14 protein-coding genes and 2 other annotated features are annotated in these 14,349 nt (G+C 30.0%); all 14 genes read left to right on the top strand.

Translation table 11 applies throughout. The features are described 5' to 3' along the window. Window positions 1-7 precede the first annotated feature (7 nt). Entirely contained in the window at window positions 8-460 is a 453-nt protein-coding gene (locus P4S50_RS12095) for a DivIVA domain-containing protein (RefSeq protein WP_277731046.1), read from the top strand. A gap of 101 nt (window positions 461-561) precedes the next feature. Continuing rightward, window positions 562-787, top strand: a binding site (T-box leader). A 76-nt stretch (window positions 788-863) separates the two neighbouring features. Next, entirely contained in the window at window positions 864-3,968 is a 3,105-nt protein-coding gene (gene ileS, locus P4S50_RS12090; protein ID WP_277731045.1) for an isoleucine--tRNA ligase, read from the top strand. Window positions 3,969-4,034: 66 nt separating this feature from the next. Further along, on the top strand, window positions 4,035-4,736 hold the full coding sequence (locus P4S50_RS12085) for a 5'-methylthioadenosine/adenosylhomocysteine nucleosidase (RefSeq protein ID WP_277731044.1): 702 nt from the start codon (window positions 4,035-4,037) through the stop codon (window positions 4,734-4,736). A gap of 699 nt (window positions 4,737-5,435) precedes the next feature. Beyond that, window positions 5,436-6,698, top strand: a complete 1,263-nt coding sequence (locus P4S50_RS12080; RefSeq protein WP_277731043.1) for an aminotransferase class V-fold PLP-dependent enzyme — start codon at window positions 5,436-5,438, stop codon at window positions 6,696-6,698. A 14-nt stretch (window positions 6,699-6,712) separates the two neighbouring features. After that, window positions 6,713-7,000, top strand: coding sequence for a YciI family protein (locus P4S50_RS12075; RefSeq protein ID WP_277731042.1), 288 nt, complete (start codon window positions 6,713-6,715; stop codon window positions 6,998-7,000). 89 nt (window positions 7,001-7,089) lie between these two features. Further along, window positions 7,090-7,878, top strand: coding sequence for a 4-hydroxy-tetrahydrodipicolinate reductase (gene dapB, locus P4S50_RS12070; RefSeq protein WP_331489591.1), 789 nt, complete (start codon window positions 7,090-7,092; stop codon window positions 7,876-7,878). Between the two features lie 129 nt (window positions 7,879-8,007). Beyond that, on the top strand, window positions 8,008-8,262 hold the full coding sequence (locus tag P4S50_RS12065; protein WP_277731041.1) for a hypothetical protein: 255 nt from the start codon (window positions 8,008-8,010) through the stop codon (window positions 8,260-8,262). Between the two features lie 52 nt (window positions 8,263-8,314). Then, window positions 8,315-8,521: a binding site (T-box leader), on the top strand. Window positions 8,522-8,581: 60 nt separating this feature from the next. Further along, entirely contained in the window at window positions 8,582-9,586 is a 1,005-nt protein-coding gene (trpS, locus tag P4S50_RS12060; protein WP_277731040.1) for a tryptophan--tRNA ligase, read from the top strand. 295 nt (window positions 9,587-9,881) lie between these two features. Further along, window positions 9,882-10,160, top strand: coding sequence for a DUF5665 domain-containing protein (locus P4S50_RS12055; protein WP_277731039.1), 279 nt, complete (start codon window positions 9,882-9,884; stop codon window positions 10,158-10,160). Window positions 10,161-10,169: 9 nt separating this feature from the next. Beyond that, window positions 10,170-10,676, top strand: a complete 507-nt coding sequence (locus P4S50_RS12050) for a TraR/DksA C4-type zinc finger protein (protein ID WP_277731038.1) — start codon at window positions 10,170-10,172, stop codon at window positions 10,674-10,676. A gap of 210 nt (window positions 10,677-10,886) precedes the next feature. Further along, window positions 10,887-11,324, top strand: coding sequence for a signal peptidase II (gene lspA / locus P4S50_RS12045; RefSeq protein ID WP_277731037.1), 438 nt, complete (start codon window positions 10,887-10,889; stop codon window positions 11,322-11,324). A 9-nt stretch (window positions 11,325-11,333) separates the two neighbouring features. Continuing rightward, the gene (locus P4S50_RS12040) at window positions 11,334-12,242 is read left to right on the top strand and encodes an RluA family pseudouridine synthase (protein WP_277731036.1); all 909 of its coding nucleotides are present in this window, start codon (window positions 11,334-11,336) and stop codon (window positions 12,240-12,242) included. 160 nt (window positions 12,243-12,402) lie between these two features. Beyond that, window positions 12,403-12,939 carry a bifunctional pyr operon transcriptional regulator/uracil phosphoribosyltransferase PyrR gene (gene pyrR / locus P4S50_RS12035; RefSeq protein WP_277731035.1) on the top strand — a complete coding sequence of 179 codons (537 nt, stop codon included), beginning with the start codon at window positions 12,403-12,405 and terminating at the stop codon, window positions 12,937-12,939. Between the two features lie 89 nt (window positions 12,940-13,028). Continuing rightward, window positions 13,029-14,297, top strand: coding sequence for a uracil-xanthine permease family protein (locus P4S50_RS12030; protein WP_277731034.1), 1,269 nt, complete (start codon window positions 13,029-13,031; stop codon window positions 14,295-14,297). The last annotated feature ends 52 nt before the right edge of the window (window positions 14,298-14,349 follow it).

The following is a 14,349-nucleotide window of genomic DNA, read 5'->3' as shown; positions in this document are numbered from 1 at the left end:
TAAAGCAATGATAACTCCATTAGATATAGAGAATAAAGAATTTAAAAGAGCATTAAGAGGATTCAAAGAAGAAGAGGTAGACGAATTTTTAGATGAGGTTAAAGAAGACTTTGAAAAGCTTTATAAAGAAAATATAGAATTAAAAGATAAATTAAGTATGATGACTGAGCAAATAAATAAATATAAAAATATAGAGGAGACTTTAAAAAACACTCTTATAGTAGCTCAAAATACAGCTGAAGAAGTAAATACTAATGCAGGGAAAAAGGCACAGCTTGTAATCGAGGAAGCTGAGTTTAAGGCTAGAAAATTAATAGAGGAAGCTAATAATCAAGTTATAGATATAAGAAAAGAATACGAAGAAACTAGAAAGTCATTTAAGCTATTCAAGGGTAAGTTTAAGGGACTTTTACAAAATGAAATAAAGATAATAGATGAAACTTTTGATGATATAGATTAATAACGACAAAATGCAAAATTTTCTATAAATTTAAAAAAACATATTGACCTATTTAAAAAAATATTATAAAATGCTATTAAATCTTAATTAAAACTCAATAATTAAAGACTAAGAAGGGGACAAGTACATTTTAAATAATTTTGCAGAGAGCTGATGTTTGGTGAAAATCAGTAAATTATCAAGATGGAATATCACCCCAGAGTTGCAGGCTGAAACAAAAGTAAGCTTAGCCGTTAGAATCGTTAATCTTAAATGAGATGTTACATATAACTTTATGTTATTTGTAATAACTAGGGTGGTAACGCGTGCATATACCTCGTCCCTTTATAGGGGGCGAGGTTTTTTTAATGTTTTTTAATTAAAATAATGACAATACTATATATAAAAAGAAAGGATGAAATATATGAAAAAGTTTGAATCACTATTGAATTCAGTTGTAGAAAGTGAAAAACAAACATCTGATTTTTGGAATGAAGTAAATATATTAGAAAAAACTATAGAACATGGAAGTGATAATCCTTCATTTGTATTCTTTGAAGGTCCACCAACAGCAAATGGAAAACCTGGAATACATCATGTTATGGCTAGAACTTTAAAAGATTCTGTTTGTAGATATAAAACTATGAGCGGATACCAAGTAAAAAGAAAAGCTGGTTGGGATACTCATGGACTTCCTGTTGAAATAGAAGTAGAAAAGCAGTTAGGACTAAAAGATAAGTTAGAAATAGAAAACTATGGAATAGATAAGTTCAATGAAAAATGTAGAGAATCTGTTTTTTCATATGAGAAGTTATGGAGACAAATGACAGAGCGTATGGCTTATGAGACTGATCTTGATAATCCATATATAACTCTTGATAATAATTATATAGAGAGTGTTTGGTGGATACTTAATAAATTCAATAAAGAAGGATATATATACGAAGGACACAAGATACTTCCTTATTGTTCAAGATGTGGAACTGGACTTGCATCTCATGAGGTTGCACAAGGATATAAAGAGATAAAGACTAATACAGTAATAGCTAAATTCAAGAGAAAAGATGTAGATGAATATTTCTTAGCTTGGACGACTACTCCTTGGACTTTACCATCGAATGTTGCACTTGCAGTAAATCCAAATGAAACTTATATAAAAATTAAATCTAACGATGAAGTTTACTATATAGAAAAAACTTTAGCTCCTAAAGTAATAGAAGGAGAATATGAAGTAATAGAAGAACTTAAAGGTAAAGATTTAGAATATATGGAATATGAACAATTAATGCCGTTTGCAAATGCTGATAAAAAAGCATTCTTCGTAGTATGTGGGGATTATGTAACTACAGAAGACGGTACAGGTATAGTACATACAGCTCCAGCATTTGGAGAAGATGACTATAATGTAGGTAGAAAATATGATCTTCCAGTACTTCAACCAGTTGATGAAAGCGGTAAATTTATTGCAACTCCATGGGAAGGTAGATTCGTAATGGAGGATGGAATAGATGTAGAAATAATCAAATGGTTACATGCTGAGGGTAAACTTTATAAGAAAGAAAAAATGGATCACAACTATCCTCACTGTTGGAGATGTTCTACTCCACTTTTATACTATGCTAAGCCAAGTTGGTATATTGAAATGACTAAGCTTAAAGATAAACTTATAGAGAACAACAACACTGTTGAGTGGTATCCATCATTCGTTGGAGAAAAGCGTTTTGGAAACTGGCTTGAGAACTTAAATGACTGGGCAGTATCTAGAAGTAGATATTGGGGAACACCACTTAATATCTGGACTTGTGAATGTGGACATAAAGATTCGGTAGGTTCAAGAAAAGAATTAGTTGAAAAAGCTATAGAAGATATAGATGAAACAATAGAACTACACAGACCATATATAGATGATGTTCATATTAAGTGTAGTGAATGTGGAAAGACTATGACAAGAGTTAAGGATGTAATAGACTGCTGGTTTGATAGTGGAGCTATGCCTTATGCTCAACATCACTATCCATTTGAAAACAAAGAAAACTTTGATCAATTATTCCCAGCTGATTTTATATCTGAAGGAATAGATCAAACAAGAGGATGGTTCTACTCACTTCTTGCTATTTCAACATTTGTAATGGGAAAAGCACCATATAAGAGAGTTTTAGTTACTGATCTTATATTAGATAAAGATGGAAAGAAAATGTCAAAATCAAAAGGAAATACTATAAATCCATTTGAATTATTCGATCAATATGGAGCAGATGTATTAAGATGGTACTTACTATATGTATCACCACCTTGGAACCCAACTAAGTTTGATGTTGATGGACTTAAGGAAATTCAAAGCAAGTTCTTTGGTACTATCAAAAATGTTTATAACTTCTTTGCTCTTTATGCAAATACAGATGAAATAAACCCTAATGATTTCTTTGTTGAATACAAGGATAGACCAGAACTTGATAGATGGATATTATCAAAATACAATAACTTAAAATTAGAAGTAGAGCAAAACTTAGATGCATACGATTTAACAAAGACTGTAAGAAGTATTCAAGAATTTGTAAATGAAAATCTTTCAAACTGGTATATAAGACGTTCTCGTAGACGTTTTTGGGCTACAGAGTTAACTGAAGACAAAAAAGCTGTGTACAATACAACTTATGAAATCTTAGTTGGAATATCTCAAATGGTTGCACCATTTGCACCTTATTTATCAGAAGAAATATACAAGAAACTTACAGGTGAATTCTCAGTTCATTTAAGTGATTATCCAAGAGTTGATAAGAACTTAATAGACTTAAAAGTAGAAGAAAAGATGGACTTAGTTAAGAATCTAGTTACTCTTGGTAGAGCATCAAGAGAAAATGTTAGAATAAAAGTTCGTCAACCAATACAAAAGGTATTAATAGATGGTAAATATGAAGAAGTAATAGATGATTTAGTAGAATTAATCAAAGAAGAGCTTAACGTTAAAGATGTTGTATTTGCTAAAGATTTAGGCGAATATATGAACTTTAGCTTAAAGCCAAACTTTAAGGTGCTAGGCCCTGTTCTTGGACCAAAGATTAAATCATTCGGAAAAGCTCTGTCTTCACTTGATGCATCGGATGCAGTTACAAAACTTGAAGCAGGAGAGTCTATAACAGTAGATCTTGATGGAGAAAACTTTGAAGTTGTAAAAGATCATGTATTAATAAATATTTCTTCGAAAGAAGGATTCAATGTATCTGTTGAAAATAATCTATTTGTTATATTAGATACAACTCTTAATGAAGAACTTATAAATGAAGGATATGCAAGAGAATTCATATCTAAAGTTCAACAAATGAGAAAGAATAACGATTATGAAATGATGGATAATATAAAGATATTCTTCAATGGAGATGATACTATATCAAATGCTGTTGAGGTATATAAAGAGTATATAATGACTGAAACTTTAGGTATTTCTATAGAAAAAGTTTGTGAAACAGATTTAGAAAAGCATAACTTAAATGATCATGAAACTGGAATTAAATTAGAAAAAGCTAATTAATATAAAAAGTGCTCCTTAAAGGAGCGCTTTTTATCTGTAATCAAATTATAATTAGGAGGAGTAAATATGAACATAATAGGTATAATTGGAGCAATGGATGAGGAAGTAGATATATTAAGAGATTTAATGGATATTAAAGAGACTATAGAAAAGGCTTCTTTAAAGTTCTATGTAGGTAAACTAGAAGGAAAAGATGTTGTTTTAGTAAGATGTGGTATAGGTAAGGTAAATGCTGCACTTTGCGCTCAAATACTTATAAGTGAATTTAAGGTAGATGCTGTTATAAATACAGGAGTTGCTGGAGCTTTACATGAAGATTTAGATGTATTTGATATAGTAATATCAACAGATACTATACAACATGATTTTGACACTACTGTATTTGGGTATGAAGTAGGAGTTATTCCTAGAATGGAAGAGTCAACTTTTAAGGCAGATGATAGATTGATTGATGCAGCTTACAACTCTAGTGTTAACTCTGATAAAAAATATAAGGTAGTTAAAGGTAGAGTATTGACAGGAGATGTTTTTGTTTCAAGTAAAGAACTAAAAGATAGACTTGTAAACAATATGAACGGATACTGTGCTGAAATGGAAGGTGCAGCTATTGGTCATGCTTGTTATGTAAATAAAACACCATTTATAATAATAAGAGCTATGTCTGATAAAGCTGATGGAAGTGCAGATGTAGTTTATGAAGAGTTTGTAAATGAGGCTGCTCATAATTCAAAAGATATAGTTCTTGGAATTCTTAAGAATTTACAATAATGTTTTAAAATAATAAAGCCCTAAAACTTTCTTATTATATGTGGGTTATCTAAACTGTCTATAAAAATACCGCAAATACAACGATATTTTGAATACAACTAAGCTTTTGCTTTATTAATAATTCTAAAATTTACGAACTCCCTACGGTCAGACACGCAAATTTTTTGACGGATTATTAAACACCAAAAACTAAGTTATATTAGTCAAAATATCTAAAAGCATTTGCTAACATTTTCATAGACAGTTTTTAATATTAATCTCTATATTACAGAATCAAGCTTACCTCTCTATAAAAGATTCTAAAAGACTTGTAATGAATCTTAATCTTGGAAATATTCATTTAAAATTTAAGAATTATACTTACAAAATAAATGGTATTAAAATGTTAGTGAATGATTTAAATATTTTTTTATAAAACTTGCATTATAACGTTTGAATATACGTTGAGAAAGTTCGTTGTTTGACCGTTAGGGAGTTTAGAACTTTTAGGATATTCAATAAGATGTAATGCTTAGTTTTATTAAAAATATTTATTACATGAGTGGTATTTTAATATCATTTATTTTGGGGTTAATAAACTATATTTATCAATTATATATCTCATACTCTATTATATTAAGGAGTAATGAGGTATTTTTTTTTGTAAAAAAAATATATATTAACTAAAGCTTTCTTTGGAAGTTGAAAGGGGGAGATGTATTGATTAACGATTTAGCCAAATATATTGAAGGTGCAAATATTCCAGTAAGAACTACTGACGGGAAAGTAGTCAAGAGAATATATTTTAATAATGCTGCTACAACATTAGTGTTAAGACCTGTAATGAAAAAAGTGAATGCTAATGTTCCTCTTATTGCTTATATAGATGCTCCAGGACCTTTAGGTAAAAGAATTACTATGAAATATGAAGATGTAAGGGATGTTGTTATTAATTTTGTTGGAGCAGATGCAAGTAAAGATACAGTTATCTATCCAAAGAATTCAACGGATGGAATAAATTTATTAAGCGATTTATTTTATCAAGAAGATCCTGATCAAGTAATTATAACAACAGCTATGGAGCATATGGCTAATTATTTACCATTTACAACTAGGTTTGAAACAGCCGTAGTAGGAGTTACAAAAGAGGGAGATTTAGATTTAGATGATCTTGAAAATAAGTTGAATATGTATAAAGGTAGAGTAAAATTGGTTACAGTAACAGGAGCTAGTAATGTAACGGGAATTACACCTCCTATTTATAAAATCTCAAAGTTAGTGCATAAATATGGAGCAAAGATATTAGTTGATGCGGTTCAATTAGTTCAACATAGACCTTTTGATATGAAGCCTCATTATGATGATGAACATATAGATTTTGTAGTATTTAGTGCACATAAATGCTATACACCATTTGAGGGAGGAGCTTTAGTAGGCCCATATGATTTTTTTTGCAAATATAAACCTTACTTGGAAGGTGCAGGTATTACAAACTTTATAAGTAGTGAAAAAGTTATATACTCAGATCCTCCTAAACGTTATGAAGCTGGATATCCAGATATATTTGGAATTATAGCTATGGGAGAAACAATTAAGTTTATCCAAAATGTAGGAATCGATAATATATCAAAATATGAAAAAATGCTGTATAGATATATGAAAAAGAAACTGAAAAATATTCCAAAAGTAATAATGTATGCGCAGGATTCAGATCTCATAAATATCCCGTATATTGCTTTTAATGTTAGAGGAATGTACCATACAGATGTTGCTAATTATCTTGCATATGAACATGGAATAGAAGTGGGAGCGGGTACAGCTGGAGCAGATATATACGTACAGTCTTTATTAGGAATTAGTCCACAAGAGGCATACGAAAAATATATTGGGGGAAAAAACCCAGGTATTGTAAGAATAAGTATGGGGATGTATAATAATGTTGGTGAAATAAATAGATTTATTAATGCTCTTAAAAAGTTATAGAAAGGAAGATTATAATGTTTATAGTTTCGCTTACATATGTCAAAGATTTTGATATAGTAGATTCTTATCTTGAAAAACATGTTGAATATTTAAAAGAACAATATGAAAAAGGATTTTTTATAGCATCAGGAAGAAAAGTTCCAAGAACTGGAGGCGTAATTTTATCTGATATTAAAGAAAAAGAAGAACTTATGAATATACTTAAAAAAGATCCATTCTATAAAAATCAAGTAGCAGAGTATGATATTACGGAGTTTGTGCCGAGTATGACAAGTAAAGAGTTGGATTTTTTAACTGTATAATTAAGATCTTTCTAAATTTAGGGGAGATTTTGTTGTTGATAATATATGGTTGTACGATATAACTACATAAGAATATTGAGGGGGAAAAAATGATTAACTTAGTGATTATTGGACCAAAAGGTAAAATGGGTAAGCTTATAACAAAATTTGCGTATGAAAGTGAAAAAATAAATATAGTTGGAGCAGTAGCTCCAAAAGGAAGAGATTATATAGGAGAAGATATTGGATCAGTTTGTAATTTGGGTAAAAATATAGAAGCAATAGTGTATGATGATTTGAATGATATTATACAAAAATGTGATGTAATAGTAGATTATACATCTCCTGAGGTTTCTATGGAAGTTTTAAAGACTGCTGCAAAGCATAATAAATCAGTAGTATGCGGAACAACTGGATTTAGTAAAGAACAATTTGATACTATAAAAGATTTTTCAAATGATACACCAATTCTTTATGCAGCAAATACTTCTAGATTAGTAAATTTGATGTATAAGATACTTGATATGGTAACTAAATCGGTAGGAGATGAAGCGGATATAGAAATATTAGAGATGCATGATAGATTAAAAAAAGATGCTCCAAGTGGAACTGCTAAAGAGATGGGATCGGTTATAGCAAATTCGCTTAATAAAGAACTTTCAGATTTAGCTGAATATGGAAGATGTGGAGAGAGAAAAGAAGGTAGTATCGGATATCACTCTATAAGAAGTGGAGATATATCTAGTAGCCACACAGTAATGTTTGGACTTATGGGAGAACGACTTGAAATAACTCATCATGCATATAATTGGGATTGTTTTGCTAAAGGAGCTTGTAAATGTATAACATATCTTTATGGGAAAGAAGCTGGATTATATAGTGTCGAGGATATATTATAGAATATAATGACAGAAACAATAAAAAGCCCTTTTTAGGGCTTTTTATTGTTTCTGTCATTATATTTATTTTAAATACATATAGTTTATAGTATGACATTAAAATAATAAAAATGTAGAGGAGGGGAAATTGTGGAAGATACATTTTTAATAAACAGGATATATAACTCATTAAATGAAATATGTAAAGAAAACAATATAGAGAGAGTCAAGAATATAACGTTTGTAGTTGGTAATGATAGTGATCTTAATAAAAAGAATATTTGTGATTATTTTGAGCAAAATAAAAGTGAATTAATAGGTAAATGGACTAACATAAATATGAAAATAGAAAATTTTGATAATAATATAGCTATTATACATAGTTTAGAAGGAGAAGATAAATAATAATTGAAACTATATAAAAAAAGATATATAATTGATTATATAATTTTATATTTATAAATCTATGATTAAGATTAGTATATATGAATAATGTTTCAGCGATTTAGGGATGGTGGAAGCCTAATACAAATGTTTGTATTGAATGGACTTATGAGTTTGAATCTGAAATAATAGTAGGATTTGACGCAAATCCTGCGTTAGAGGATAATAAGTGGACAAATGTCAACAAGAGTGGTACCGCGGGAATATACTCGTCTCTATATAATTTAGAGACGGGTTTTTTTATTTTTAAGTAACTTTTGTATAAAGTAGGAGGTAAATTATGAGTGATAAGAAAATAATATTTAGTGGGGCGCAACCATCTGGTAAGCTTACTTTGGGAAACTATATAGGAGCAGTAAAAAATTGGGTAGATCTTCAAGATGAATACAATTGCTATTACTGTGTAGTTGATTCTCATGCTATAACAGTTCCCCAAGAAGCAAAGAACTTAAGAAAAAATACTATTGAGGCACTTGCTCAGTACATAGCTAGTGGACTTGATCCTGAAAAAAATACTATGTTCATACAATCACATGTTAGTGCACATGCAGAGCTTGCATGGATTTTAAACACTATTACTTATATGGGTGAGTTAAATAGAATGACTCAGTTTAAAGAAAAATCTCAAAAAAGTGAGGCAAATTTAAATGCAGCTTTATTCACTTACCCAGTTTTAATGGCTGCTGATATTTTACTTTATCAAACTGATATGGTTCCGGTTGGAGAAGATCAAAAACAGCATTTAGAACTTGCTAGAAATCTAGCTCAAAGGTTTAATAATAGATATAGTGATACTTTTAAAATTCCAGATCCTTATATAGCAAAGGTTGGAGCTAGGGTTATGAGTCTTCAAGAGCCGACAAAGAAAATGTCAAAATCAGATCAAAATGAAAATGCATCTATATTAATGGTGGAAGATCCTGATTCTATAGTAAGAAAATTAAAAAGAGCTGTTACTGATTCTGTTGGAGTAGTTACATACTCAGATGAACAACCTGGAATTAAAAACTTAATGAATATATACTCTAAATTATCAGGAAAATCAATACAAGAAATAGAGGTTATGTACGAAGGTAAGGGATATGGACAGTTCAAAGGAGATACTGCTGAGGTTATAGTAGAAGCATTAAGACCTGTAAGAGAGAAGTATAATGACTTATTAAACAATAAAGATTATTTAGAAAAAGTATATGCTGAGGGTGCTAATAAGGCAGAGCAAAATGCTAGAAAAACTTTAAGAAAAGTGTATAAAAAGGTTGGACTTATTCCTAGAAAATTTATTTAACAAAGATTTCCTTATAACGAATAGGAAATTATATTCTTCTTTAAGGTTTGAATAAGTATAATTTTCGTTATGAGTTTCAAAAAAGTTTATATTTAAGATTCTTGTAAAGAGAAACCTTTTTATAAATAAAATAGACTGTTGTTTTGCAACAGTCTATTTTTAAATAGTATTAAATAAAGATCATACGAATTTTTTTAAAAAATTTACAAATAATACTTCATAACATTACATTGATTTTAGCAATAATCTAAAACTTTAAAGTTTAGGATAAATAATTAAATAGGGGGAAAACTAATTGAAGGAAGATAGAATTGATAAAATAGAAAAAAAGATAGATGATTTGGCTCAAAGCCTAGATAAAAGTAGAATTAGAGAATATTCAGAAATAGTCAATAATCCCAAAAGACTTATTTACTTAAACTTCGTGGCTGGACTTGCTAAGGGATTTGGAACTGCTATAGGACTTACAATGCTTGCTGCGATAGTTGCATATATACTGCATAGTTGGGTAAATCTTCCTTTAATAGGGCAATATATAGCAAAGCTTTTAGACATTATTGAGAACTATAGATAGGAGGAAAAAATGAACAAAAGTGATATGGAGTATTATAGACAAATTCTTTTAAAGGAAAAAGATAAGGTAGCTAATTTAATAGAGGAAATTGAAGATGATACTGTATCAGAAGATGATTTTAAAAATTCAAGTATTAAAGAAAGTACTGGAGAACTTTCTGGATACGACAATCATCCAGCTGATATGGGAACAGAAGTGTTTATGAGAGCGATGGATTTAAAGCTTAAAAATGGTGAAGCCATGAGACTATACAATATAAATAAGGCACTTGAGAAAGTGGATTTAGGTTTATATGGTAAGTGTGAAGAATGTAATGCTGATATAGATTCAGAGAGACTTGATATAATACCTGAAACTCTTCTTTGTTCTAACTGTTCAAAACAGCATAAGAAGGAATTTGAAACAGTAGAAGAAGATATATTCAGTAAGAGCGAGTATTTTTATAGTGAATTGGTAGAAGGACTTGAATCTACTAATAGATATGAAGGATTAGATTTAGACTACGATGAGCTTTAATTAATGCCATGGATGATATCCATGGCATTTTATGATATAATTCTACGGGTACAGAGATTGTCCCAAAGCCAAAAGTTCTAAGGATTCATCCTTTTAAGGTTGGAGAGAAGAACTTAACAGCTTCTGGATTACGGAATACGCAACTAAAAATTAAGTTGGAATGGAAAACTCCATCTGAATTAAGATTTACTTTATAAGGGGGGGATTAAATTGAATATAGCATTATTTATATTCTTAGTGTTATTAGATCAAATTACAAAGTATTACGCACTCAATTTTTTGTCAAAGGTAGGAAGTATACCTATTATAGATAATATATTTAATCTTACATATGTTGAAAATAGAGGGGCAGCATTTGGAATGCTTCAAAATCAAAAATGGTTCTTTGTTTTGGTAGCAATTGTGGTAGTTTCATTTATTGTATATCACTTGAAAACCAATAAAAATATTAGTAGATTATATCAAGTATCATTAATACTTATATTAGCAGGAGCTATCGGTAATGTAATAGATAGGATAAGACTAAATTTTGTAGTTGATTTTTTTGACTTTATAGTATGGCCTGTGTTTAATGTGGCTGATATATGTGTTGTAATAGGGGGAATACTGCTTTCGTATATTATATTATTTGACAAAGAGCATGAGTAGGAGGACTTTATGGAACAAGTGAATTTTGATGTAAATGAAGAAAATGAAGGTGTAAGATTAGACGTTTTTTTATCAGGTAAATTTGATAATATGTCAAGATCATATATCCAAAAAATTATAAAAGAAGGAAATGTACTGGTAAATGACAAAAAAGAAAAACCTAGATATATAACTAAAACAAACGATAAAATAAATTTAAATATACCTAAGCCAAAAGAATTAGAGGTTGAGGCTGAAAATATAGATATAGAGATAGTTTATGAGGATGATGATTTACTAGTAGTAAACAAGCCTGCTGGAATGGTTGTTCATCCTGCACCTGGAAATTATACTGGAACATTAGTTAATGCTATACTGTATCATTGTAAGGATAATTTATCTTCTATAAATGGAGTTATAAGACCTGGAATAGTGCATAGAATAGACAAGGACACATCTGGACTTTTGATGATAGCAAAGAATAACAATGCACATAATTGTTTATCAGAGCAATTGAAGGATCATAGTATAACTAGAAAATATCACATGATATGTTATGGAGTAGTAAAGGAAGATACTATGACTGTTGATGCACCTATTGCTAGACATCCAGTTGATAGATTGAAGATGGCAATAGTTGAAGGTGGTAAAAGAGCTGTAACACACTTTAAAGTATTAAAAAGATTCGATAAATATACTTATGTTGAGGCTGAACTTGAAACAGGACGAACTCACCAAATAAGAGTTCATATGTTGAGTAAAAGACATCCATTGGTAGGAGATCCTGTATATGGACCTAAGAATTCAAAATTTAAATTGAATGGACAAATGCTTCACGCTAAAACGTTGGGATTCATACATCCTACTACAAATGAGTATATGGAATTTAATTCAGATATTCCACCTCATTTTAAAAGAATTCTAAATATACTTGACTAAAATAAGTTAAGGTGATAAAATTTAAAAAAAGTGAATAACAAACCTTTAATTACAGTACAGAGAGACTGGCAAGGATTATACGTAGATTAACTACGTTTTACATGCGTATTATAACTTCTTGCCATTGGTGAGAAGTTTTTTTATTATGGAGGTGTAATTCTTGAAAGAAAAAGCTAAATTAATGGATGATAAGGCTATAGTAAGAGCTATAACTAGAATAAGCTATGAAATAATAGAAAAGAACAAAGGAATAGAAGATGTTGTTTTGGTTGGAATAAAGACAAGAGGAGTACCTCTTGCCGATAGAATAGGAGAAAAAATCAAATCTATAGAAGAAAAAGAGATCAATATAGGTAAGGTAGACATAACATTATATAGAGATGATTTAAGTAAAGCAGATACAGACCCTGTACTTAATGGGACTGACATAGATTTTGATATAAATAATAAAAAAGTAGTTTTGATTGATGATGTATTATACACTGGTAGAACAGTGAGAGCTGCCATGGATGCAGTGATGGATGTAGGTAGACCAAAATCTATACAACTAGCAGTACTTGTAGATAGAGGACACAGAGAACTTCCTATAAGAGCTGACTATGTAGGAAAGAATGTTCCTACATCTAATGAAGAAATTATAAGCGTTAATTTTAATGAAGTTGATGGTCAAGATTATGTTTCTATAAACGAAAAATAAATAATGTTTTGACCTTTTAAATCAGTACAGAGATGCTGAAAAGGGGAGATTATATTCTCCCTCCTTAAAAAAATGAAGGAGGTATTTTTATGCAAGAGAAAGTATTAAACACACCTATTGAAACACCTATAGTTGAAAAAAATATAGGAGTTAATGAAAATCTAAAAAGAGCTATACTGGCTATACAACATTTATTCGCGATGTTTGGAGCAACAGTATTAGTACCTATCTTAACAGGATTTGATCCATCAGTAGCTTTAGTATCAGCAGGACTTGGAACTTTAATATTTCACTTAGTTACAAAAGGAATGGTTCCAGTATTTTTAGGATCAAGTTTTGCATTCATACCTGTAATAATCACAGTTAAAGAATTATATAATGGAGATTTGGCTTATGCACAAGGTGGAATAATAGTAGCTGGAATGATATATATACTTATGTCTTTAATAGTTAAAACAGTTGGAATTGAAAAAGTAAAAAAATATTTCCCAGCACAAGTTACAGGACCTATGATTGTTGTAATAGGACTTAACCTTATACCTGTAGCATTTGGAATGGCATCAGGAAACTTCATAGTAGCAATAGCAACTTTATCTACTGCACTTTTAATAACATTATTCGCAAAAGGATTTATAAAGCAACTTTCTATACTGATAGCTGTAGCAACAGGATATATACTATCACTTAGCTTAGGACTTATAGATATAAATATTATAAAAGAAGCTTCTTGGGTTATGGTTCCAAATTTCACATTACCTAAGTTTGATATAGGAGCAATAGCAATAATAGCACCAGTAGTACTAGCAGTGTTCATGGAGCATATAGGAGATGTAACAACTAATGGAGCAGTTGTAGGTAAGGATTTTATAAAGAATCCAGGACTTAATAGAACATTAATAGGAGACGGACTTGCTACAATAGTTGGAGGATTCATAGGAGGACCTGCTAATACAACATATGGAGAAAATACAGGAGTACTTGCAATAACTAAAAACTACGATCCATCTATACTTAGAATAACAGCTGTATTTGCCATAGCGCTTGGATGTATAAGCAAAGTTGGAATATTTTTAAGAACAATACCAACACCAGTAATGGGTGGAATAAGCTTAATGCTGTTCTCTATGATAGCTATAATAGGAGTTAAGACAGTAAAAAATAGCGATATAGAATTTAAAGCATCTAATTTAATAATAATGGCATCTATACTAATCATAGGATTTGGAACAAATTATCTTCAAGGTAAAGGAATATCAATAGGAATACCGGTAACTGAATCGGTTAAAATAACAGGACTTAGCCTTGCAGCTATAGTTGGAATAGTTTTAAATAGAGTACTTAATAGAGATTCTATATAAAGATATAATAAATTTAAAATAGCTACCTATATTTTATAGGTAGCTATTTTTT

Source organism: Tepidibacter hydrothermalis (assembly GCF_029542625.1).
GTDB classification, from domain to species: Bacteria; Bacillota; Clostridia; order Peptostreptococcales; family Peptostreptococcaceae; genus Tepidibacter_A; species Tepidibacter_A hydrothermalis.
The sequence above is the reverse complement of the archived record's forward strand: the minus strand, read 5'-3'. Positions and strand labels throughout refer to the sequence as shown.

Coding starts and splice junctions, on each gene's coding strand:
- P4S50_RS12095 (WP_277731046.1), top strand. CDS start 8: ATGATAACTCCATTAGATATAGAGAATAAAGAATTTAAAAGAGCATTA.
- ileS (WP_277731045.1), top strand. CDS start 864: ATGAAAAAGTTTGAATCACTATTGAATTCAGTTGTAGAAAGTGAAAAA.
- P4S50_RS12085 (WP_277731044.1), top strand. CDS start 4,035: ATGAACATAATAGGTATAATTGGAGCAATGGATGAGGAAGTAGATATA.
- P4S50_RS12075 (WP_277731042.1), top strand. CDS start 6,713: ATGTTTATAGTTTCGCTTACATATGTCAAAGATTTTGATATAGTAGAT.
- dapB (WP_331489591.1), top strand. CDS start 7,090: ATGATTAACTTAGTGATTATTGGACCAAAAGGTAAAATGGGTAAGCTT.
- trpS (WP_277731040.1), top strand. CDS start 8,582: ATGAGTGATAAGAAAATAATATTTAGTGGGGCGCAACCATCTGGTAAG.
- P4S50_RS12050 (WP_277731038.1), top strand. CDS start 10,170: ATGAACAAAAGTGATATGGAGTATTATAGACAAATTCTTTTAAAGGAA.
- P4S50_RS12040 (WP_277731036.1), top strand. CDS start 11,334: ATGGAACAAGTGAATTTTGATGTAAATGAAGAAAATGAAGGTGTAAGA.
- P4S50_RS12030 (WP_277731034.1), top strand. CDS start 13,029: ATGCAAGAGAAAGTATTAAACACACCTATTGAAACACCTATAGTTGAA.